General features: G+C 68.9%; 15 protein-coding genes. 12 read left to right on the forward strand and 3 right to left on the reverse strand.

Annotated elements, in window-relative coordinates; all coding sequences use genetic code 11:
* The first annotated feature begins 64 nt into the window (after positions 1-64).
* From ACT54R_RS09330 to ACT54R_RS09365, 8 genes are all read left to right on the forward strand, one after another.
* Positions 65-895, forward strand: a complete 831-nt coding sequence (locus tag ACT54R_RS09330; protein ID WP_476325619.1) for a hypothetical protein — start codon at positions 65-67, stop codon at positions 893-895.
* 135 nt (positions 896-1,030) lie between these two features.
* Positions 1,031-2,281 (forward strand): Hsp70 family protein, encoded by a 1,251-nt coding sequence (locus ACT54R_RS09335; RefSeq protein WP_476325621.1) that lies wholly within the window; start codon positions 1,031-1,033, stop codon positions 2,279-2,281.
* A gap of 122 nt (positions 2,282-2,403) precedes the next feature.
* The gene (locus ACT54R_RS09340; RefSeq protein WP_476325623.1) at positions 2,404-4,938 is read left to right on the forward strand and encodes an alpha/beta hydrolase; all 2,535 of its coding nucleotides are present in this window, start codon (positions 2,404-2,406) and stop codon (positions 4,936-4,938) included.
* Positions 4,939-5,009: 71 nt separating this feature from the next.
* Positions 5,010-5,864 carry an alpha/beta fold hydrolase gene (locus ACT54R_RS09345; protein WP_476325625.1) on the forward strand — a complete coding sequence of 285 codons (855 nt, stop codon included), beginning with the start codon at positions 5,010-5,012 and terminating at the stop codon, positions 5,862-5,864.
* A 224-nt stretch (positions 5,865-6,088) separates the two neighbouring features.
* Positions 6,089-7,132 carry an AraC family transcriptional regulator gene (locus ACT54R_RS09350; protein WP_476325627.1) on the forward strand — a complete coding sequence of 348 codons (1,044 nt, stop codon included), beginning with the start codon at positions 6,089-6,091 and terminating at the stop codon, positions 7,130-7,132.
* 135 nt (positions 7,133-7,267) lie between these two features.
* A complete protein-coding gene (locus ACT54R_RS09355) occupies positions 7,268-8,266 on the forward strand; it encodes a formylglycine-generating enzyme family protein (RefSeq protein ID WP_476325629.1) in 999 nt (332 codons plus the stop codon).
* 11 nt (positions 8,267-8,277) lie between these two features.
* A complete protein-coding gene (locus tag ACT54R_RS09360; RefSeq protein WP_476325631.1) occupies positions 8,278-9,747 on the forward strand; it encodes an arylsulfatase B in 1,470 nt (489 codons plus the stop codon).
* 69 nt (positions 9,748-9,816) lie between these two features.
* The gene (locus ACT54R_RS09365; protein WP_476325633.1) at positions 9,817-10,566 is read left to right on the forward strand and encodes an endonuclease/exonuclease/phosphatase family protein; all 750 of its coding nucleotides are present in this window, start codon (positions 9,817-9,819) and stop codon (positions 10,564-10,566) included.
* Here the strand turns inward: ACT54R_RS09365 and ACT54R_RS09370 are convergent.
* The gene (locus tag ACT54R_RS09370) at positions 10,552-12,003 is read right to left on the reverse strand and encodes an ATP-binding protein (protein ID WP_476325635.1); all 1,452 of its coding nucleotides are present in this window, start codon (positions 12,001-12,003) and stop codon (positions 10,552-10,554) included. The two genes, ACT54R_RS09365 and ACT54R_RS09370, sit on opposite strands and share 15 nt — an antisense overlap.
* The gene (locus ACT54R_RS09375; protein WP_476325637.1) at positions 12,000-12,719 is read right to left on the reverse strand and encodes a response regulator; all 720 of its coding nucleotides are present in this window, start codon (positions 12,717-12,719) and stop codon (positions 12,000-12,002) included. The genes ACT54R_RS09370 and ACT54R_RS09375 overlap by 4 nt, the downstream gene beginning before the upstream one ends.
* Positions 12,720-12,985: 266 nt before the next feature.
* On the opposite strand from ACT54R_RS09375, the gene ACT54R_RS09380 reads away from it, so the two are divergent.
* From ACT54R_RS09380 to ACT54R_RS09395, 4 genes are all read left to right on the forward strand, one after another.
* Positions 12,986-15,199, forward strand: coding sequence for a PepSY domain-containing protein (locus ACT54R_RS09380; protein ID WP_476325639.1), 2,214 nt, complete (start codon positions 12,986-12,988; stop codon positions 15,197-15,199).
* A 221-nt stretch (positions 15,200-15,420) separates the two neighbouring features.
* Positions 15,421-16,917: an efflux transporter outer membrane subunit gene (locus ACT54R_RS09385; RefSeq protein ID WP_476325641.1), complete on the forward strand. Its 1,497-nt coding sequence runs from the start codon at positions 15,421-15,423 to the stop codon at positions 16,915-16,917.
* Positions 16,918-16,927: 10 nt separating this feature from the next.
* Positions 16,928-18,208 carry an efflux RND transporter periplasmic adaptor subunit gene (locus ACT54R_RS09390; protein ID WP_476325643.1) on the forward strand — a complete coding sequence of 427 codons (1,281 nt, stop codon included), beginning with the start codon at positions 16,928-16,930 and terminating at the stop codon, positions 18,206-18,208.
* Between the two features lie 13 nt (positions 18,209-18,221).
* Positions 18,222-20,222, forward strand: a complete 2,001-nt coding sequence (locus ACT54R_RS09395; protein WP_476325645.1) for a MacB family efflux pump subunit — start codon at positions 18,222-18,224, stop codon at positions 20,220-20,222.
* Positions 20,223-20,335: 113 nt separating this feature from the next.
* Here the strand turns inward: ACT54R_RS09395 and ACT54R_RS09400 are convergent, their stop codons facing one another.
* Complete coding sequence (locus ACT54R_RS09400) at positions 20,336-21,202, reverse strand: tetratricopeptide repeat protein (protein ID WP_476325647.1); 867 nt, start codon at positions 21,200-21,202, stop codon at positions 20,336-20,338.
* Between the last annotated feature and the right edge of the window lie 228 nt (positions 21,203-21,430).

The raw sequence follows: 21,430 nt of genomic DNA on the forward strand, positions 1-21,430 counted from the left end.
AACGAAGGTGGCGGATCGTTTGCGCGGCGCGGATGCCATGGCCGGCACGCACCGTAGCAGGCGTATGGGAGTGCGCGCAGCGATCGCCATGCTGGTCGCCGGTGCACTTCTGGGGGCGGCGGGCCGCACCGCGCGAGCCGCGGACCTTGGCGCCGCACCGGCGGCGACACCGGCACCACAGCCCCAGGCGAATTCGGGCTGGCAGTATCAGGCGACCCTGTACCTCTGGGCCACCGGCATCGACGGCGACATCGGCATCCGGCGCCTGCCGGCCATCCCGGTGGACATCACCTTCGGCGACGTGATGCAGAATTTCCAGGGCGCGGTGATGGGCAACTTCATCGCCAAGAAGGATAACTGGACGCTGTTCGCGGACGTGTTCTGGTCGCAGCTCGGCACCAGCAAGAACCTGTCGACGGCCGGCCAGCCCCTCGTCGATTTCTCCCAGCGCCTGTTCATCCTGTCCGGCGCCGCCGGCTATCGACTGCCTCTGGGCGATGCCGATTTCGATCTCTCCGCGACGGCCGGCTTCCGCTATCAGCGCCTGTCGGCCAACACCTCGATCAGCTCGCTCTTCTTTCCCTTCGCCTTTTCCGAGTCCGACTCCAAGGACTGGCTGGATCCGACCTTCGGCCTTGCGCTTCAGTGGAAGCTCAACAAGCAATGGTTCCTGAACGCGCTGGCCGACGTGGGCGGCTTCGGGCTGCCGGCGAGTTCGAAGCTGTCCTCGCAGGGCCTTGTCGCCATCGGGTACAATTGGAATGAGTCCTGGTCGACCGCGCTCGGCTATCGGGCGCTTTACACCGACTACCAGTCCGTAACGTCACCCACGCGCGACTTCCGCTACAACACCACCATGCACGGGCCGTTCATGAGCATCGGCTATCATTTCTGAGTTCGGATAGCGCCCGGGCGACGGCATGCCACCCGGGCGGCTCCCGCCGCTTTCGCTCGCGGCTTCTCTTGCGCTGCAGCGAGACTTGCTTTAGCTAGCCCGGCCTTCCGCACCCGCATACGGCAAGGAGGCCCGATGACCGCCTGCGGCCTCGATTTCGGCACCTCCAATACCACCCTCGGCCTGAACGGACCTAACGGCCCGCGCCTCGCGCGGCTGGAAGGCAGCGCGGACACGCTTCCGAGCGCCATCTTTTTCCCCTGGAGCGGCACGCCGTTGGTGGGCCGCGCCGCCATGGCCTCCTATGTGGGCGGCGAACAGGGGCGCCTCATGCGCGCCCTCAAATCCGTCCTGGGGACCTCCCTCATCGAGGAGACGACGCCGGTCGGCCGCCGCCGGCTCGGCTTCAAGGGCGTGATCGGCGAATTCCTCGCCGAGGTGAAGGCGCGGGGCGAGGCCGAGGCCAACGGGCCGCTGCGCGAAGTCGTCCTCGGCCGGCCGGTGCATTTTGTCGATGGCGACGCAGACGGCGACAAGCGCGCCGAGGAGACCCTGGGCTCCATCGCCCGTGACATCGGCTTCACCGCCCTCTCCTTCCAGTTCGAGCCTATCGCTGCCAGCCTCGACTACGAGCGGCAGGTGGCCGGCGAGGAGCTGGCGCTGATCGCCGACATCGGCGGCGGCACGTCGGACTTCTCCATCGTGCGCATCGATCGCGGGCACCAGAACCGCGCTGACCGCGCCTCCGACATCCTCGCCAACGAGGGCGTGCGCATCGGCGGCACGGACTTCGACCGGCAGCTATCGCTCGCCGTGGTGATGCCCCTGCTCGGCCACGGCAGCCCGCTGAAGCGCAAGGGCCTCGCCATGCCGGCGGCGCTCTACCACGACCTCGCCACCTGGTCGGCCATCAACCGGCTGTATGACGGCCGCACGGCGCGCTCGATCCGCGAGCTGGAGCGCGCCGCGGCGCAGCCGGAGCTGGTCTCGCGCCTCGCCCGCGCGGTGGAGGAAGAGCGCGGCCATGGTCTCGCGCTCGATGTGGAGGCGGCGAAGATCCGGGTGGCGGAGGAAGGTGCCACAGTGCTCGATCTCGCGGTGTTGGAGGCCGGGCTTTCGGTCGGCATCTCCCACGACGATCTCATCGCGCACACCGGGCTCCTCGCCGAGCGCATCGCCGGGCGCATCTCGTCCTGCCTCTCTGCGGCCGGGCTGAAGGCGGACGCCATCGATGCCCTGTTCCTCACCGGCGGCTCGACCCGCCTCGCCCATGTGCGCGCGGCCATCTGCGCCTGCCTGCCGCAGGCTCGGGTGATCGAGGGCGACACCTTCGGTTCCGTGGGCACCGGCCTCGCCATCGAGGCGGCACGACGCTACGGCGGCTAAGGAATCGCGCCGCCCACAGGTTGCATCCATCATCAGAACGGCCGCGCTTCCCTTGGGCGCGCCGGCATGCTGTTCTCTCCTCCGGACGGCGGCGATGACAAAGACCGGCCGCAGGAGGAAACATGAGGAATGCCATAGCCTTGGGCCTCGCGCTCGCCGCGACGGCCCTGTCCGCGACCATCCCTGCCGCCTACGCCCAGGCACCGGCCACACAGGCACCGGCGGCCCAGGCGCCGCAACCGCCCCTCACCGGCACCTGCTCGCAGCAAAGGCTCTGCCAACTCAAGAAGTTCTACGAAGTCGCGAACTTCCGGATCGGCGGACGCTATGACCTGTCGAGCCCGGACAAATGGACGAACGGCGGCGAAGGCGGCACGACGCTGGAATCCCTCGGTGCCGGCCCGGCGAAGACCGCCTACATCGCCCTCGGCACCCCGAAGCGCAACGCGGCCGGCGAGATCACCAACGCGGTGGTGGTGAACTCCTTCTATTCCGGCGACGCCACCGACATGTACGCCCAATGGGTGGAGGGCACGGCGCTTTCCGGCGGCTCTGTGATCGGGCCGGGCAAGCCCATCGACACCGACCAGTATTACGTGGTGCTGGTGGATGCCCTCGGCCTGTGGGGCACCAGCAAGCCCTCGGAAGGGCTCGGGCAGAAATTCCCGCAATACAGCTACCAGGACATGGTGCAGGCCAATTACCGGATGCTGCGCGACCATCTGAAGGTCGCCCGCGCCTCCCTCGTAACCGGCGTCTCCATGGGCGCGACCCAGACCTATGTCTGGGGTGTGATGCATCCGGACTTCATGGACGGCCTCATGCCCATCGGCGGCACCAGCCAGTCGGACGGCGAGGATCCGGTCGGCAACTGGACCTTCCAGCTCATGTCCGCCGCCATCGAGAGCGATCCGCAGTGGCGCGCGACCGGCGGTAATTACTACAACCTGCCCAAGGACAAGCATCCCAACCAGGGCGTCGCCTTCGGCTGGTCGATCCTCAACCTCACCGGGTTCGACTTCCAGCACCGCTCGCAGCAAGACTGGTCGACGGTGCAGCGGGACGTCTTCTACTGGAACCCGCCCAATCCGCAGGCCGGCGCCTCCATTGCCGCCCGATCGCTGCTGTTCGACGCGGTCGACCTGCTGTGGCGCAACCGGGCCGGCGAGACCTACAACATCAATGCTGAGCTGAAGCGCATCAAGGCGCGCACCCTCGTGATGCACATCGAGAACGACCAGTGGCTCACCTTCGACCGCGCCAAGCGCACGGTGGAGAAGGTGCCCGGCGCGGACTTCGTGCATGAGACGAGCCCGGTCGCCCATTACGGCGTCTTCCCCATCCTGAAGAACCGCCAGTTCGATCCGACCGTGGCCGCCTTCCTCGGCGACGTCTCCCGCCTCACCCGCAATCGCGAGATGGCGGCGAAGACCTACCGCACCCCCTCGGTCGCGGCGGACATCACCCCCGAAAAGTCGTTCTGGAACAGCTTCGTCACCTATCCTTTCCCCGTGAAGAAGACCAAGGCGAAAGACGGCCGGGGTGTCGAGTGGGACATCGGCTACATGGACGAATATGCCGGCACGGCGGCCAATCCCGACGTGCTGGTCATCGTCCACGGCAAGGGCGCGTTCGGCGGGCACTACGGCAACATCATGCGCATCGCACTGGAGCGCGGGCTGCGCGTCATCGCCGTGGACATGCCGCACTATGGCATGTCCGGGCCGGGCAACCTCGACAAGAGCCCCGCCCGCACCCTGCAGGACATGCGCGACGTGCTGCATGAGGTGGTGGTGAACCAGCTGAAGGTTCCCAAGGCCGCCTATCTCGGTCATTCCATGGGCGGGCAGATCGTGCTCGGCTATGCCCTCTCTTGGCCGGATGCGGTAACGAAGCTGATCCTCGAGGCGCCCGCCGGCCTCGAGGAGTATCCGCGCGAGGTCACCATCGCGCCGGGCAAGAAGCTGGACCTGTTCGATCCCGCCTTCGCCCACGATTTCGACGCGTGGAAGAAGGCGTGGGACCAGACCGGCCTGCGCGAGCGGGAGAAGAACCTCACCGCCCAGCAGATTGACGATTTCTATCACTTCCGCAGCCGCGATCCCGTCACCGGGGCGGTGACGACCCAGCGCAACGGCTACTTCTTGCGCGACAGCGAATATGCCCGCCTCCACACCGCCCAGCGCATCGGCATGATCAAGGGCGATCCGCGCGAGCTGCAGCAGTGGGTGGATGTCTTCACCTTCGACATCTACGCCATGGTGGCGGAGTTGCAGGAAAAGGATCCGCAGAGCCTCTACAAGCGGCTGACCGAGATCAAGGTACCCATCTTCCTCGCCTTCGGCGACAAGGAGCCCTTCATCCCCGGCACCGCCTTCAACGGGCTCACCGATCTCTCGCGCCAGCTCGTGCTGCCCTTCCTGCGCCGCATGAACACAGCGGGGCGTGACGTGCAGGTGAAGATCTATCCCGGCACCGCCCACTTCATCCACACGGACGAGCCGGTCGCCTTCGCCGAGGATGTGGTGGACTTCGTGGAGACCGGTCGCGTCCCCACCGGCGCGCCGGCCAGCATCGACCGCCTTATCCACGGCGCGCCCGCCGCCGCAGAGGTCGCCCCGGCCAAGGCGGCGGCACCGACCGGGCTGAACAAGTAGGCGCCGGACGAAGCATCGGCTTGCGCTCCGGCATCAGGGCGCAAGCCTTTCCCCTCTAGAACGAGGCCTCCATGCAGACGCTCGACGTGAATGGCCTTCGCCTCGCCTACCGGGAATGGGGCTCGGGGGACACGACAGTCCTCTTCATCCATGGCAATCTCGCCAGCAAGGACTGGATCGAGCTGGCGGCCCCGCATTTCCCGCGCGGCGTGCGCACCGTCGCAGTGGACTGGCGCGGCTGCGGCGACAGCGACAAGCCGGCCCCCGCCGCCGATTTCTCCAACTATTCCATCACCCAGCATGCCGACGACATGATCGCGGCGCTGGATGCCCTCGACATCTCCTTCTGCCATCTGGCGACCCACTCGACCGGCGGCATCATCTCCACGCGCATGATCCTGAAGCAGCCGGACCGCTTCGGCCGGGTGTTTTCTTTGTCTCCCGTCGGCCCGCAGGGCATCGACTTCCGGCCGGAGCAGGCCGCCTTCTTCGGCCAGATGAAGGAGAGCTACGACCTCACCCGCCAGATCATGGCCGCGACTGCGCCGAGCCTTTTCGTGGACGAGACCCTCGCGAACGGCCCCGCCCGCTTCATCGCCGACGCCGGACCGCGCGCCGGCCTGTTCGACCGGATCGTGGATCAGGTCTGGGCGGTATCGGACGGCATCTGGTTCGGCACGCCCGACACCCTCACCAAGGAGGCGAGGAGCGGGGAGCTGAAGGGGAAGATGGGCACCATCCTCCATCCCCATCTCGTCGTCTGGGGCCTGCGCGACGGCGTCATCAAGGAAGCGGACATGAAGGAGATGGCCGCCCTGATGCCCGATTGCCGCTTCGTCGCCGTGCCCGGCGTCGGCCATTCCATGAATCTGGAGGCCCCGGAGCTTTATGCCGGCTATTTCGGCGCATGGTTCGGCGGTCTCTGAGCTTCCCCCTGCCGGAACGACTATCGCGGCGCCTGTCATCCCTGACACGATCCATCGATCCGCGCGTCGCCCGACCTGAGTAACGCAAGCGCAACTTGACCACGCCATTGCAGGTAGGGTTCAAAGTCAGCAAGGGGGGCGCCGGATCATCCTAGGACCGGTCGCGGGCGAGGCACGCCCGACGCATCGGCCCCTGATCCCTGCCGATTTGGAGTCCGCAGCCCATGTGGGACCGCCATCCGATCCGGCTCTCGCTCGTCCACATGCTGCCCAAGGTCGCCGACGGCCAGGGCGTGCCACTCGCGCCGCTGTTCGGCCGGGCGGGACTTGCCGATGCGGCACCCCGCGACAATGCGCTCGACGACACCTCGCTCGGCGGCGATCGCGTGGTCGCCCGCGGCCAGATTTCCACCCTGCTGTTCCACCTCGCCCGGCGCAGCGGCGAGGCCGCCATCGGGCTCGACCTTGCCGCCGCCGCCGATCCCATGCAGCTCGGTCTCGCCGGCCGCGCCCTGTTCGCCGGCCGTACCCTGCGCGACTGCTTTGGCGCCCTGCACCACCAGATGCCGGACCTGCAGGGCGGCGTCTCGGTTGCGATCGAGGAGCGCGAGGGCATCGCCCGCTGGCGCCATCGCCTCGCCGACAGCGATCCCGAGCATGCGCAGGTGCTGAACGAGGGCATCGCCACCTTTATCCTGCGCGCGCTGCGGGCCATCACGGGGGCGGACGCCGCGCCGGTCCACCTGCGGTTCGCCCATCGGGCCAAGGCGCCGGCATCTCTTTACGAGGATCGGCTCCAGGCCGGCGTCAGCTTCGGTGGTGGCGACGGCATCGAGATCTCGTTCGATGCCCGCTGGCTCGACCAGACCAACCTGCTGTTTGCGCCGGCTCCCGACGGTGCCGCCACAGGGCTGCCTCCCGCGCCCGTCTCCCTCGACGACGACGCGCTCATCGCCATGATCGAAGCGCTGTTCGACAGCGCGGCCCTCACCGGCGCCCTTTCCCTCGTGGATACGGCGCGCAGCCTCGGCCTGTCGCCCCGCACGCTGCAGCGGCGGCTTGCCGGGCTCGGCACGTCCTACGAAGGACTGCTCGACACGTGGCGGCATGCGCAGGCACGGCTGCAGCTCGGCGGCTCGACGGCGCCGGTCTCTTCGGTGTCGCGCGCCCTCGGCTACGGCCATCCCGCGCATTTCGTCCGCGCGTTCCGGCGCTGGGAGGGCCGCACGCCCCTCGCGTTCCGAACCTCTGCGCGGATGCCCCGGTGACTTCAGACGTGGCGCCAAATGGCAATTGAGAAGCCCCCGCCCCTCCCGCTAGAGCAGGAGTTGGCTAAGACCGTCGCATGCGGGGGACATGAACGGGCGCAGGCCGAGAGCGGAACGGTCGCTGGCGGAGAGGTCATGGACGGGCAGAGCTGCACCGTCGCACATCAGGGGACTGGCTCCGTCGAGGACGTACCAGCCGCGGCCGGCGATCCGGAGATGGTCCGGATCGCCGGCGGGCTGTTCCGCATGGGGTCGGACGATCATTATCCGGAAGAGGCGCCCGTGCATCAGGTGCATGTGGACGCCTTCCTCATGGATCGCACCCCCGTCACCAACCGCGCGTTCGCCCGCTTCGTTGAGGCCACCGGCTATGTCACCGTGGCCGAGCAGGTGCCGCGCGCCGAGGACTATCCGGGCGCCGATCCCGCCCTGCTGGCGCCGGGCTCTCTGGTGTTTCGCATGCCCGCCGATGCAGGCGATCCCGACGACTGGACACGCTGGTGGCAGTTCGTGCCCGGCGCATCCTGGCGCCACCCGCAGGGTCCCGGCAGCGATCTTTCCAACATCGAGGACCACCCCGTCGTTCACGTCTGCCACACCGACGCGGCCGCCTATGCCGCCTGGGCCGGAAAGGACCTGCCCACAGAGGCGGAATGGGAGTTCGCGGCGCGGGGCGGGCTCGACGGAGCGGCCTTCGCCTGGGGGGACGAACTCGCCCCCGGCGGCGTTTATCGCGCCAACACCTGGCAAGGGCGCTTTCCGGTGGAGAACCTCGCGGAGGATGGCTTCGTCGGCACCTCGCCCGTCACCGCGTTCCCGCCCAACGGCTACGGCCTGCTCGACATGATCGGCAATGTCTGGGAGTGGACCGACGACTGGTATCGCCCGCGCCATCCAGCGCCCGCGGCGAAGGCCTGCTGCCTGCCGCGCAACCCGCGCGGCGGGACGATCGCGGACAGCCTGGATTGGGCCGCCCCCGGTCTCGCCATTCCGCGAAAAGTGCTCAAGGGCGGCTCACACCTCTGCGCGCCCAGCTATTGCCGGCGCTATCGGCCCGCCGCGCGCCAGCCGCAATCCGTCGATACCGGCTCCGTCCACATCGGCTTCCGATGTGTGCGTCGCCTCACCAGCTGACGAGGTTTCGAGTGACCGATCATAGCGAGAAGACTGACGCGCAGGCTCCCAGCCGTCGCGATGTATTGGCTGGCAGCGCCGGGTTCCTCGCCGCCGTTGCCGGCCTCTCCCTGCTCGCCCCGGGCGCGCGGGCGCAGGGCGCACCGCGTCCGCACATCCTTTACATCCTGGCTGACGATCTGGGCTTCGCCGACGTGGGCTTCCACGGCTCGGACATCAAGACGCCGAACCTCGACCGACTCGCGGCAGGCGGCGCGAAGCTTTCCCAGTTTTATACCCAGCCCCTCTGCACGCCCACGCGCGCGGCGCTGATGACCGGCCGCTATCCCATGCGCTACGGCCTGCAGGTGGGCGTGATCCCCTCCGGCGGCAGCTACGGACTTGCCACCGACGAATTCCTGCTGCCGCAGGCACTAAAGGACGTAGGCTACCGAACCTCCTTGGTCGGCAAGTGGCACCTCGGCCATGCGGACCGGAAATACTGGCCCCGCCAGCGCGGCTTCGACAGCTTCTACGGTCCCCTGGTGGGCGAGATCGATCATTTCAAGCACGAGGCCCACGGCGTCACCGACTGGTATCGCGACAACACGCTTGTGAAGGAAGAGGGCTACGACACCGACCTGTTCGGTGCCGAGGCCGTGCGACAGCTGGGCGCCCACGACCCCAAGACCCCGTTCTTTCTCTACCTCGCCTTCACCGCGCCGCACACGCCCTACCAGGCGCCGCAGCGCTATCTCGACATGTACGCGAACATCGCCGACCCCTCCCGCCGCGCCTATGCGGCGATGGTCACCGCCATGGACGACCAGATCGGCAAGGTGGTGGCCGCGCTGGACGCCCGCGGCATGCGCGAGAACACCCTCATCCTCTTCCACTCGGACAACGGCGGCACCCGCAACAAGATGTTCGTGGGTGAAGGCGCGCTCGCCGGAGATCCGCCCCCCAACAACGCCCCCTACCGCGACGGCAAGGGCTCCCTCTACGAGGGCGGCACCCGCGTGGTAGCGCTCGCCAACTGGCCGGGGCACATCAAGCCGGGGCAGGCGGACGGCGTGATGCATGTCGTGGACATGCTGCCCACATTCGCGAAGCTCGCGGGCGCGGACCTTAAGCAGTCCAAGCCCCTCGACGGCAAGGATGCATGGGCGGCCCTGACGGCCGGCGCCCCGGGACGCGACGAGGTAATCTACAACGTGGAACCTACCACGGGCGGCGTGCGCGAGGGCAAGTGGAAGCTCGTCTGGCACGTGCTGCTGCCGCCGAAAGTGGAGCTGTTCGACCTCGACGCCGACCCGGAGGAGAAGAACGACCTTTCGGCACAAAACCCGGCGAAGGTGGCCGAACTGAAAGAGAAGGTGGTCGAGCTCGCCCGCACCATGGCTCCGCCATTGTTCTTCGCCACCGCCCTCAAGGCCACACTCTCTGCCCCGCTCGCGACGCCCGATGCTTCGCTCTACGGGCTGGAAATGGAGGACGACTGAGGCATTGCCGCCGCTGCGGACGCGGGCTAACACCCGGCCGGGGCCGATGCCCGGCCCGCGGCGGCGGCAATGAGCTCGATCAAAATCCTTCTCTGGAACGTCCAGTGGCAACGCGCCCGCACGGATCGCGGCGCGGAGATCCGCTCCATTATCGCCGCGCATGACCCGGACCTGATCTGCCTCACCGAAAGCAATCTCGACCTGCTCGACGAGACGGGACGCATCGCGTCGGATGCGGACTTCGGGTACCCCATCCGCGAAGACCGCAGGAAGGTTCTCCTCTGGAGCCGCTGGCCCTGGCAGGCGATCGACAGCATCGGCGATGCCGCCCTGCCCAAGGGACGCTTCGTGCGTGGCAGCGTTGCAACGCCGTATGGACCACTCGACGTGATTGGCGTCTGCATTCCCTGGAGCGCCGCCCATGTCAGCACTGGACGACGCGATAGCCGTCCCTGGCAGGAGCACACGCGCTACCTCGACGGCCTCAGCCATATCCTCGGCCGAGCGGACGCCCCTGCCCGAACCATCTTGCTCGGCGACTTCAACCAGGCCATTCCGCGCCGCCACGCGCCGATTGCGGTGTTCGAGCGCTTGGAGGCCACCGTCAGACCGCGTTTCGCAATTGCCACGGCAGGTGCGATTGCCGGTCTTCCCACCGCCGCCATCGACCATGTGGCGCACAGCCGCGACCTCACACTGATCTCGGTCACGGTGCTGCCCAACCAGACCGATGACGGGCGGCGCCTCTCCGACCACACAGGCCTGCTTGTCACCCTCTCGCTGGAAGCTGTGCAGCTCCCCGCCTCAGGCCGCTCCTGATCCGGAGCCGACCGTCGGCAGCACGATTTCGGCACACAGGCCCCCGCCGGGGCGGTTGGCGAGGGTCAGTTCGCCGCCGTGCGCCTTGACGATGCTGCGGGCGATGGCGAGGCCGAGGCCGATGCCGCCGGTCTCCGTGCTCCGCGAGGGCTCCAGTCGCACGAAGGGCTGGAACGCCTCCTCGAAGCGATCCTCCGGCAGGCCGGGACCGTCGTCCTCCACCCGGATCGCGACCGTGCCGTCGACAGGGTGGCGCACGGACACAACCGCGCCGCGCCCGTAGCGCACCGCGTTGTCCACCAGATTGCGCAGGGCCCGACGCATCGCCACCGGCCGGCACGGCAGCCTGACATGGGCGGCCATCCGATCCGCCATCCGGGCATCGGCACCGACGCCGGCGAATTCCTCCACCACATCCGCGCACAGGTCTTCGATGTCCACCGTCCGGGTTTCTTCGCTCGTCGCCTCGGCGCGCGTGAAAGCGAGGGTCGCCTCGCAGATGGCCACCAGTTCGTCGATGGTGGCGACGATGTCGTTGCGCACCTCCGCATCGTCCACGAACTCCGCCTTGAGACGCAGCGTGGTGAGCGGCGTGCGCAGGTCGTGGCTGATGGACGCGAGCAGGCGCATGCGGTCGCGCACGAACTGGCTGAGGCGCTGCTGCATCGTGTTGAACGCCCGCGTCGCCGCCGCCACCTCGGAGGGACCACGCACATCAAGCGGCTCAACGCTCTCGCCGCGGCCGAAGCGCTCGGAGGCATCGGCCAGCGAGCGTAGGGATCGGGTCTGGAGGCGCACGCAGGCCACCGTCACCAGCGAGACGGCCAGCGCCGAGATCAGGAAGGAGAGAACGATGGGCCGGCTCCAGATGCCCGGCAAACCCACCACCGCATCTACATGCAGCCAGCGCTGGCCCGAAAGCGGCACGCTCAGCGCCACCACGCCGAGCCCCGGCCGCAGCGGCTGGGCGGGGCCGCCCGTGCCACGGCGCAGCCAAGGAAAGTCATCGCTGCTGCGCTCGGGGCAGCGGCGATCCCACAGGCCGTCGGTATCGATGTGTACGGCCGGCGCTCCGTTGCCGACACCATGCAGGCGCCGCGACAGCAGGCGGGCGAGCCCGTCTTCCGTCGAGGTCATTTCGTGCGGGTCGGGAGGATCGGCGGAGACCCAGGCGCAGGTGCCCCGCGTGGTGAAGGCGCCGGCCAGGCGATCGGCTTGCTCCTGCGGCATGGATTCGATGAGGCGGGTGAGCGTCACCGTCTGGCTCAGGGCCTGCCCGCGTACGATGCCCGCAACCACGGCGTCGTGCTCGTTCTGGAGGACCAGCACCAGGAGCACCTGCGCCAGCGCCAGCGTCGCCACCAGCAGCAGCACCAGCCGCCCCGCGAGGCTGCCCGGCCAGAGGAAGCGCAGCAGCCCCTTCAGCCGGCCGCTCACGCCTCCACCTCCACCGGAGCCGCGAAGACGTAGCCATCGCCCCACACGGTCTTGATGAGGGTGGGATTCTGCGGGTCGCGCTCGATCCGGCGCCTCAGGCGGCTCACAAGGTTATCGATGCTGCGGTCGAACACCTGGGCCGGGCGGCCGGCGGTGATGTCCAGCAGCTGGTCGCGCGAGAGCAACACCGAGGGACGGGTGACGAATGCAAGCAGCAGGCGGAATTCGGCGCTGCCGAGCCGCACATCATTGCCGGTCTCGTCCAAAAGCACGCGCCGGCCAGGATCGAGCTGCCAGCGATCGAAGCGGTAGAGCGCCGGCTCCCCCTGCTGCGCCCGTGCCGGCCCCTGCGCCCGCCGCAGGATGGCGCGGATGCGGGCGAGCAGCTCGCGCGGATTGAACGGCTTGGTGACATAATCGTCCGCGCCCAGTTCCAGCCCGACGATCCGGTCCGTCTCCTCCGCCACCGCGGTGAGGAGCACGACGGGAATGTCGCTTGCCTGCCGCAGCTGGCGGCACAGGGTGAGCCCGTCCTCGCCAGGCATCATGATGTCGAGCACCACGAGGTCGAATGTCCCCGTGCGCATCTGCTGGCGCATGTCCACGCCGCCGGATGCGACGCTGACTCGAAAGCCGTTCCGCGTGAGGTATTTGGCCAGGAGTTCGCGGATCTCGCGATGATCGTCGACGACGAGGATATGCGGCGTGCGTTCCATGTTGCCGTTGGGTTGCCGTTCTCTGGGATGCGGGCGCCGGCCACGTGCCCTTCCGGCGTGACTTGAGCCGACAGGTCCGCGCCCCGCCACCGCGAAATTGTATCCAACTGTATCAGCGCCGCCGCATGGGACGAACATTTACGAAGCGACCGCGGCCGGACAAATTTTCCCGACGCGGATGAGGCATGAACATCCGCAACGAACCCGTAGCCAGACCGCCCCGCGCGTCCAGCCAGCACGCTCAGGTTCCGTCTGGAGTTGCACAGATGTCGTTTGCCGCCCTGCGCCGCACGCTGATCCTTCTGCATCGCTGGATCGCGCTGATCCTGACGCCCATCTTCCTCGTCATCATCCTGACCGGCGCGGTGCTGTCTTTCCGCCCTGTTCTCAATGATTTGCAGGGACCGCGCCCCGGCGCCGTCGTGGACGTCGCCGCCCTGAGCCAGCTGGTTGGGACCATCGAGAAGGCGGGCCAACCCGGCGGGATCAGCGTGGCGGAGGGTGGCCGCGCGCTTCAGGTCATGTCTCAGGACCCGTCGGTCGCCGGTCGCTGGGACATGGCCACCGGCGCCCACACCCCTGCCCCGGCCGGCGGCATCGACATCTTCCGCACGGCGGAAGGGCTGCACAAGACGCTGCTGCTGGGCCTCGGCATCGTGGTGGAGGTGGCGAGCTTCCTGATGCTGGGTATCATGGTGGCCGGGCCCTTCCTCGCCTGGCTGCGCTTCCGCAACAGCCTGATGGGCTGGCATGCCGCCGTAGGATGGCTCCTGCTGCCGCTCACGCTGACCTCGCCGGTAACGGCGGTGATGCTCTCGCTCCACCTTGGCACCGGGTCGCGGCCTGAACTGCCGCGGACCAAGCGCCCGGTGACCATCAGCCAGGCCCTTGCCATTGCCGGACGCGATCTAGACCTGAACCGTCTCACCGGTGCCCGAAAGTTCCGCGGGGGCACGGTGATGCTGCAGATCGCTCCGGATGCCGCAGGCCGGAACGGGGGTGGCTTCGTGGTGACGGATGCGGGGGTCACGCCGCTGGTCGGCGGCCCGGGCCTCGTCAAGCAGATCCACGAGGGCACCTGGGGCGGGGCATGGTCGGGTGTGCTCAATTTCGGAATTTCGCTGGCGCTTCTTGGCCTTACAGTCACCGGCCTGTGGTCGTGGGGGAGGCGCAAGGCGCGCAACCGGGTGCGGCCGGTGGCGGCGGGCGGCGACATCCTGGTCGCCCACGCCAGCCAGACCGGCACCGCCATGCGCCTTGCGGGGGCGGTATTCGAGGGACTGATCGCGGGCGGGGAGAAGGCGACGCTGGCGCCCCTCGGCGCGCTGAAGCCGGCCGATATCGCCCGCTTTCCCCTCGTGCTTCTCGTCGCCTCCACCACCGGCGAGGGCGAGGTGCCGGACGGCGCCCGTGCGCTGATCAGGCAGCTGAAATCCAGCAGCCTCAAGGGGATACGTGTCGCGGTGCTCGCCCTCGGCGACCGCAGCTATACCCATTTCTGCGGCGGTGGCCAGCGGGTCAGGGCGGCCCTGCTGGCGGCGGGGGCGGTGGAGGCGCTGCCGCTCCGGGAGGCCGACGGCGATCCCTCCGGCGTCTTCATGGCCTGGGTGGATACGGTGCGCAGCGAACTGGCCCTGAACTGCGCCATCGCCGGCCTGCCTCCGGTCTCGCCGCCGGTCGCCCTCACGGTCGCCGGCCGCCAGCGCCTCGATGTGCCGGGCACCGGTAACACTCAGGAAACATGGCGGATTTTCCTGGAGGGAGCGGACGACCTCGCCTTCCGTCCCGGCGATCTGGTGCGCATCGCCGCGGGGGCGGGGGAGCGGCCGCGCTCCTATTCGGTGGGCAGTTCCAGCCTGGTCGATCCCGGCCGCATCGCCCTGACCGTCCGGCTGCATGACTGGACCGCGGAGGACGGCGCGCGACGGCTCGGACGGGTCTCCGGGTTCCTGTTACGTGAGGCAGAGCAAGGGGTTACGGTCGAGGCCCGGCTCGATCCCCACCCCGGGTTCAACCCGCCTGCGGACCCCTCCTGGCCCATCATGATGATCGCCGCCGGCTCCGGCATCGCCCCCTTCCCCGGCTTCATCGCGGAGCGCCGCGCCTCGGGACGGGCGGGGCCGGCGTGGCTGATCTTCGGCAACCGCCATCGTGACGGCGATTTCCTGTGGCGCGATGTGTTCGAAACCGCGCTGACCGATGGCACGCTAACCCGCATGGATACTGCATTTTCGCGCGATTCCAACGACGGCGCGCGGGTGCAGGACCGGCTCCGGGAGCACGCTGCGGAGGTATTTGAATGGCTCGTTGAGACGAAGGCCATCGTCTATATCTGCGGTCGCCGGGCCATGTCGGAGGCGGTGCTGGTGGCCCTTGCGGAGGTTCTCGTGACCGAAGGCGGGCTGAAGCCGGAGGCGGCGCGGGCGGAGATCGGACAGTGGGTCGCCGAGGGGCGGGTTCGCGTGGACACGTTCAACTGATGGCGCATAGTGGCGCACTTTCACCGGGTTTCCGGTGGGTGTCAGGCCGGCATTCGGTAGAGGTTCGGGACAAGGTTCGAGTCGAGATCGAGATTCGGGGGCGGGGAGGCAGGTTGCGCGTGCATCGTATAGACGGCCAGACCACCCCGACGGCCCCCGCCCCGGCCGCCGCCCCCCCGGTCGCGAGACCGGCGGGGGAGCGATCCCTGAGGGCGGGATCCGTGCGGGCCACGTTGGGCATCCTCGTCGCGCTCATGCTCTCCGCCTGCGCGGTCGGGCCGGAATACGACACGCCGGAGCTGACCCTCCCCGGCCACTGGGGGGCGACGGCGAAGACCGGGGAGCCGGCACCCAACCTCAAGGCCTGGTGGCGGCGCATGGGCGATCCCATGCTCGATGCCCTGATGGCGGAGGCGGTCGCCGGCAATCTCGATGTGGCCACCGCCAAGGCCAATGTCCGGGCCGCCCGTGCCTCCTACCACCAGCAGATGGGAACGCTGTTCCCCCAGATCACCGGCAACGCCTCCGGCACGCGGGGCGACAGCGGCGGCGGGGTCAGCCCCAATGGCGACATCACCGTGTCCAACGGCTACGGCCAGTACCAGGCGGGCCTCGACGCCAGCTGGGAGATCGACCTGTTCGGCGCCAACCGCCGGGGGCTGGAAGCGGCGGCCTACAATGTGGATGCGGTGGTCAACAGCCTCGACGCGGTGCTGCTGACGCTGGTAGGGGATGTCGCCTCCTATTATGCGGACGTGCGCGGCTATCAGGCGCAGATCGCGCTGGCCCGCCGCACCGCCGCCTCGCAGAAGGAGACGGAGGCGCTGACCCGGCGCAAGCTCGATGCCGGCGCCGCCTCGGCCGTGGACCTCGCCAACGCCTCCGGCCTCGTCGCCTCCACCGAGGCCAACATCCCGGAGCTGGAGGCCTCCCTCGCGGCCGCCATCCACCGCATCTCGGTGCTCACCGGCCAGCCGCCGGCGGCGCTCATGCTGCGGCTGTCGCGGGTGAAGCCCGTGCCATCGCCGCGCCTGCCGGTGCCGCGCGGCATTCCCGCCGACGTGCTGATCAACCGCCCGGACGTGCGCGCGGCCGAGCGGCAGCTCGGCCAGTCCACCGCCCTCATCGGGCAGGCGGAGGCGAACCGCTATCCCGCCATCAGCCTCACCGGCAACATCGACGCCACCGGCTCGCGGCTCGGCGATCTGGGCCGCGCCTCGTCCATCAGCTGGGCATTCGGGCCGACGCTCACGGTGCCGATCTTCACCGGCGGGCAATTGAAGGCGCTGGTGGACCTCGCGGAGGCCAATCGCGATGTCTCCTTCATCGCCTACAGGGCGAGCGTGCTCACGGCGCTGGAGGATGTGGAGAACGCCTCCGTCTCCCTCTCCCAGCAGCGTCTCAAGACCGGCAAGCTGACCATCGCCGTCACCTCGTACCGGGAAGCATCGCGGCTCTCCCGCACGCTCTACGAGAACGGCTCCACGAGCTTCCTCGACGTGCTCACCGCGGAGCGCTCGCTCTATGCGGCCGAGACGCAGCTCATCCAGAGCCGGGTCGCGACCACAAAATATTACATCGCCCTCAACAAGGCGCTCGGCGGCGGCTGGGACGGGGGTGTCGACACCTCCAGGCCCGAGGTGGTGGACCAGAACACCGGCCCCCACTTCGCCCGCATCGCGCCGCTCGCGCCCCTTGCCGGGAGCGCCCAGCCATGACGGTGCTGCCGTGAACGCCTTGCCTCCCCTCGACGAAACCCGCGCCGCGCCCGCCGCCACCACCCGGCCGAAGAAGAAGCCCCGCCGGCTGTGGCGCTGGGGGCTGCTCGCGGTGCTGATCGCCGCCGGCGCCTATGGCTACAGCCGCTACACCGCCCCGGTGCCCGGCGCCGGGCTGATGACCGCGCCCGTCACCCGCGGCAATCTGGAGGAGACGGTGCTCGCCTCGGGCACGCTGAAGCCCTCCAACCTCGTGGCGGTGGGCTCGCAGGCCTCCGGCCGCATCATCGCCATCAAGGTGAAGCTGGGGGACCAGGTGAAGAAGGGCGATCTCATCGCCCAGATCGATTCGGTCACGCAGGAAAATGCCCTGCGCACGGCGGAAGCCTCCCTCGCCAACACCCGCGCCCAGAAGGCGGAGAAGGAGGCGACCCTCGTGCTGAACGAGCAGACCCTCGCCCGCCAGAAGACCATGGTGGCGCAGAAGGCGGTCTCCCAGGCGGACTTCGAGGCGGCCGATTCCGCGGTGAAGGTGACCCGCGCGCAGCTCGCGGCGCTCGATGCCCAGATCATCTCGGCGCAGGTGGCGGTGGACACCGCCCGCGCCAATCTCGGCTACACGCAGATCACCGCCCCGGCGGACGGCACCGTGCTCGCCCTCGTGGCCCAGCAGGGCCAGACGCTGAACGCCACGCAGACCGCGCCCACCGTGGCCATCCTCGGCCAGCTCGACGTGATGACCGTGCGCGCCGAGATTTCCGAGGCCGACATCATCAAGGTCGCCCCCGGCATGCCGCTATGGTTCACCGTGGTGGGCGCGCCGGACGAGCGGCACAACGCCAAGCTCGGCTTCATCGAGCCGGCGCCGGAGAGCCTGAAGAACGACAGCAGCTTCTCCACCACCAGCAGCAGTTCGTCGTCCTCGTCGTCGTCTTCCACCACGTCGTCGGCGATCTACTACATCGGCGTGTTCGACGTGCCGAACCCCAAGGGGCGGCTGCGGACCTACATGACGCCCGAGGTTCACATCATCCTCGGCCGGGCCGAGAACGTGCTCACCGTGCCCTCAACCGCGCTGGAACGGGCCGGCAAGGGCTGGCGCGTGCGCGTGCTCCATGGCGACGGCACGGTGGAGCGCCGCCCGGTGGAGGTCGGCCTCAACGACAAGGTGACGGCGGAGATCCGCTCCGGCCTCGCCGAGGGTGAGCGCGTGGTGACGGGCGAGGCCGTGGCCGGCGCGGCTGGCGCCGGCGGGGCGCCGCGGCGGCCGCCGCCCATGGGCGGTCTGTGAGGAGGCGCCCGGCATGAACGTGTCTCTTCCTCCGCCCGTGGCGGAAACCGGCGAGGCGCCGCTCATCCAGCTCAAGGGCGTGTGGCGGGAATATCCCTCCGGCGAGGGCACCATTGCCGCGCTCAAGGGCATCGACCTCGACATCGCCCGCGGCGAGATGGTGGCCATCGTCGGCGCCTCGGGCTCTGGCAAGTCCACGCTCATGAACATCCTCGGCTGCCTCGACCGGCCCACCTCCGGCAGCTACCGGGTGAGCGGCAAGGAGACGGCGGCGCTGGAGCCGGACGAGCTGGCGGCCCTGCGCCGCGAGCATTTCGGCTTCATCTTCCAGCGCTATCACCTCTTGGGCGAACTCTCCGCACTGGGCAATGTGGAGATCCCTGCCGTCTATGCCGGCGCCAATGCCGAGGCCCGGCGCGAGCGGGCCGAGGCCATCCTCGCCCGGCTCGGCATGGCGGACCGCACCGGCCACCGGCCGGGCCAGCTCTCCGGCGGCCAGCAGCAGCGGGTCTCCATCGCCCGCGCGCTGATGAACGGCGCCGACGTGATCCTCGCCGACGAGCCCACCGGCGCGCTCGATTCCAGGAGTGGCGCCGAGGTGCTGCGCATCCTCGACGAGCTGAACGCGGAAGGCCGCACCATCATCATCGTCACCCACGACATGACGGTGGCCGAACGGGCGCAGCGGGTGATCGAGATCCGTGACGGCGAGATCGTCGCCGACCGGCCATCGGCCGCGGCCCGCACCCGCATGGTGAGCGTGCCGAAGCCCGTTGCTGCGCCCACCTCGCGGCTCGCCCGCTGGCGCGCCTTCGGCGACCGGCTCTATGAGGCCTTCATCATGGCGCTGCTGGCCATGAACGCCCACCGGCTGCGCACCTTCCTCACCATGCTGGGCATCATCATCGGCATCGCCTCGGTGGTATGCGTGGTGGCACTGGGCGAGGGCTCGCGGCAGAAGGTGCTCGCCAACATCTCCAGCCTTGGCACCAACACGCTGGAGATCTTCGCCGGCCGCACCTTCGGCGATACGCGCTCGGGCAAGATCACCACACTGGTGGTGGCGGATGCCGACGCCCTCGCGCGCCAGCATTATGTGGCGGCGGTGACGCCCACCGTCTCCAAATCCACCACCGTGCGCTACGGCGGCACCGAGGCGAGCGCGCTCATCAACGGCGTCGGCGACGGCTATTTCGCGGCCAAGGGCGTGAAGCTCACCCAGGGCCGGCTGTTCGACGCCGACAGCGTGCGCGGGCGCGAGCTCGATGCGGTGATCGACGAGAACACCCGCCGCACCCTGTTCCAGGACGTGCCTGGCGGGCCGCTCGGCAAGGTGATCCTCATCGGCGACGTGTTCGCCCGCGTGGTGGGGGTGGCGGCGCCGCAGCAGGGCGGGTTCGGCTCCAGCCAGAACCTCTCCGTCTACCTGCCCTACACCTCGGTGCAGTCCCGCTTCGTCGGCTCCACCTCCCTGCGCTCCATCACCGTGAAGGTGGCCGACGATGCGCCCATGGACGTGGCCGAGCAGCAGGTGACGCGCTTCCTCACGCAGCGCCACGGCACCAAGGACTTCTTCATCATCAACACCGACGACATCCGCAACACCATCACCGCCACCACCGAGACCCTGACGGTGCTGATCGCCGCCATTGCGGTGATCTCGCTCATCGTCGGCGGCATCGGCGTGATGAACATCATGCTGGTGTCGGTGTCGGAGCGGGTGGGCGAGATCGGCGTGCGCATGGCGGTGGGCGCGCGACAGAGCGACATCCTGAACCAGTTCCTCATCGAGGCGGTGCTGGTGTGCCTCGTCGGCGGCGTCACCGGCATCGCCCTGGCGCTGGGGTTCGGCGTGCTGTTCGCCTATTCGGGCTCGAACTTCACGCTGATCTATTCGGCGTCGTCCATCGTCGCCGCCGTGGTGTGCTCCAGCCTCATCGGGGTCGGCTTCGGGTATCTGCCCGCGCGCAACGCCTCCCGCCTCGACCCGGTGGCGGCGCTGGCGCGGGATTGAGAGGGGCGGGCCACGCTCAGGCGCCGCGCGGGCTTGAGATGGGCTGGCTACGCTCAGGCGCCGCGCGGGCTTGACCAAAGGCCTTGAGCCAAGCTCAAGCGCCTTTGGTATGACTACCGCATCCGCAGCCAGCGCCCGAAGCCGCGGCGGGGACGGGCGGCACGGGCCGCGCGCGCTTGCGCCGTCTCCTGGGCCTCCCGCCGGTCCGCCTCCGCCTGCGCCTCCTCGGCCTCGCGCACCCGCTCCATCGCCCGGTCCGCGAGCGCGGCGAGCGCGGGATCGCCGGAGGCGCGCAACCCTTCCGCCGCCAGCCGGCAGAAATCCGGGACCGCATTTTCGATGCACCGGGCGAACCAGGCGAGCGCCTCCTCCCGCGCGCCGTCTTCATAGCGCGTGCGGGCATAATCGAACTGGCCGCGATAATCCCCGCCCAGCGCAGCGCGGCGATACCAGCGGCGCGCCGCCCCGGGATCGGCCGGCCGGCCCCAGCCCTGCTCGAGGAAACGGCCGACCATCGCCATGGCCTTGGGATGCCCCTGCCGCGCCGCCCGCACGAACCAGTGGAGGGCGCGCGCGGGATCGGCGGCGAAATCCTCCGCATTCACCAGCAGCGAGCCGAGGTTGAACTGCGCCCACGCATGTCCCCGCTCCGCCGCCGCGCGATAGCGGCGTTCAGCTTCGGAGAGATCGCGCGGCACGCCCCAGCCCTTCTCATGGCAGCGCCCCACCATGTTCACGCCGTCGAGGCTGCCGGCATCGGCGGCGATGACGAACCAGCGGCAGGCGGCTTCGGGATCGCGCGCGACCCCCAGGCCGTCCAGCAGCATCTGGCCGAACACCACCTGCGCGCTCTTGATGCCGTTGTGCGCCGCCGCCCGCACCAGCGTGACGCTGCGCGCCGGCTCGGCGGACAGCCGCGCACGCAGGTCGTCCACGCTCATGCCCTTCAGGGCGCTGTAGGAAATCCGCTCGTCGCTCATGCCCGGCCCGCAGAGGTGCGCCAGCGCGATAGACCATCGCCTCGACCCGCCCTGTCAACCACGACGCCGCAGTTCTTAAATGGAACAGTTCTCGATTTGAACGATTTCAGGTGATGTCGCGAGATGTAACATTCAGTATTGCGATATCACCATCCGCCCCTTTTCCGCCCACCTTGGATCAGATCAAAAACATAATGGTTGCGCTGCGGAAGGATGGGCCTCTATACC

The organism is Xanthobacter sp. DMC47 (assembly GCF_056313845.1).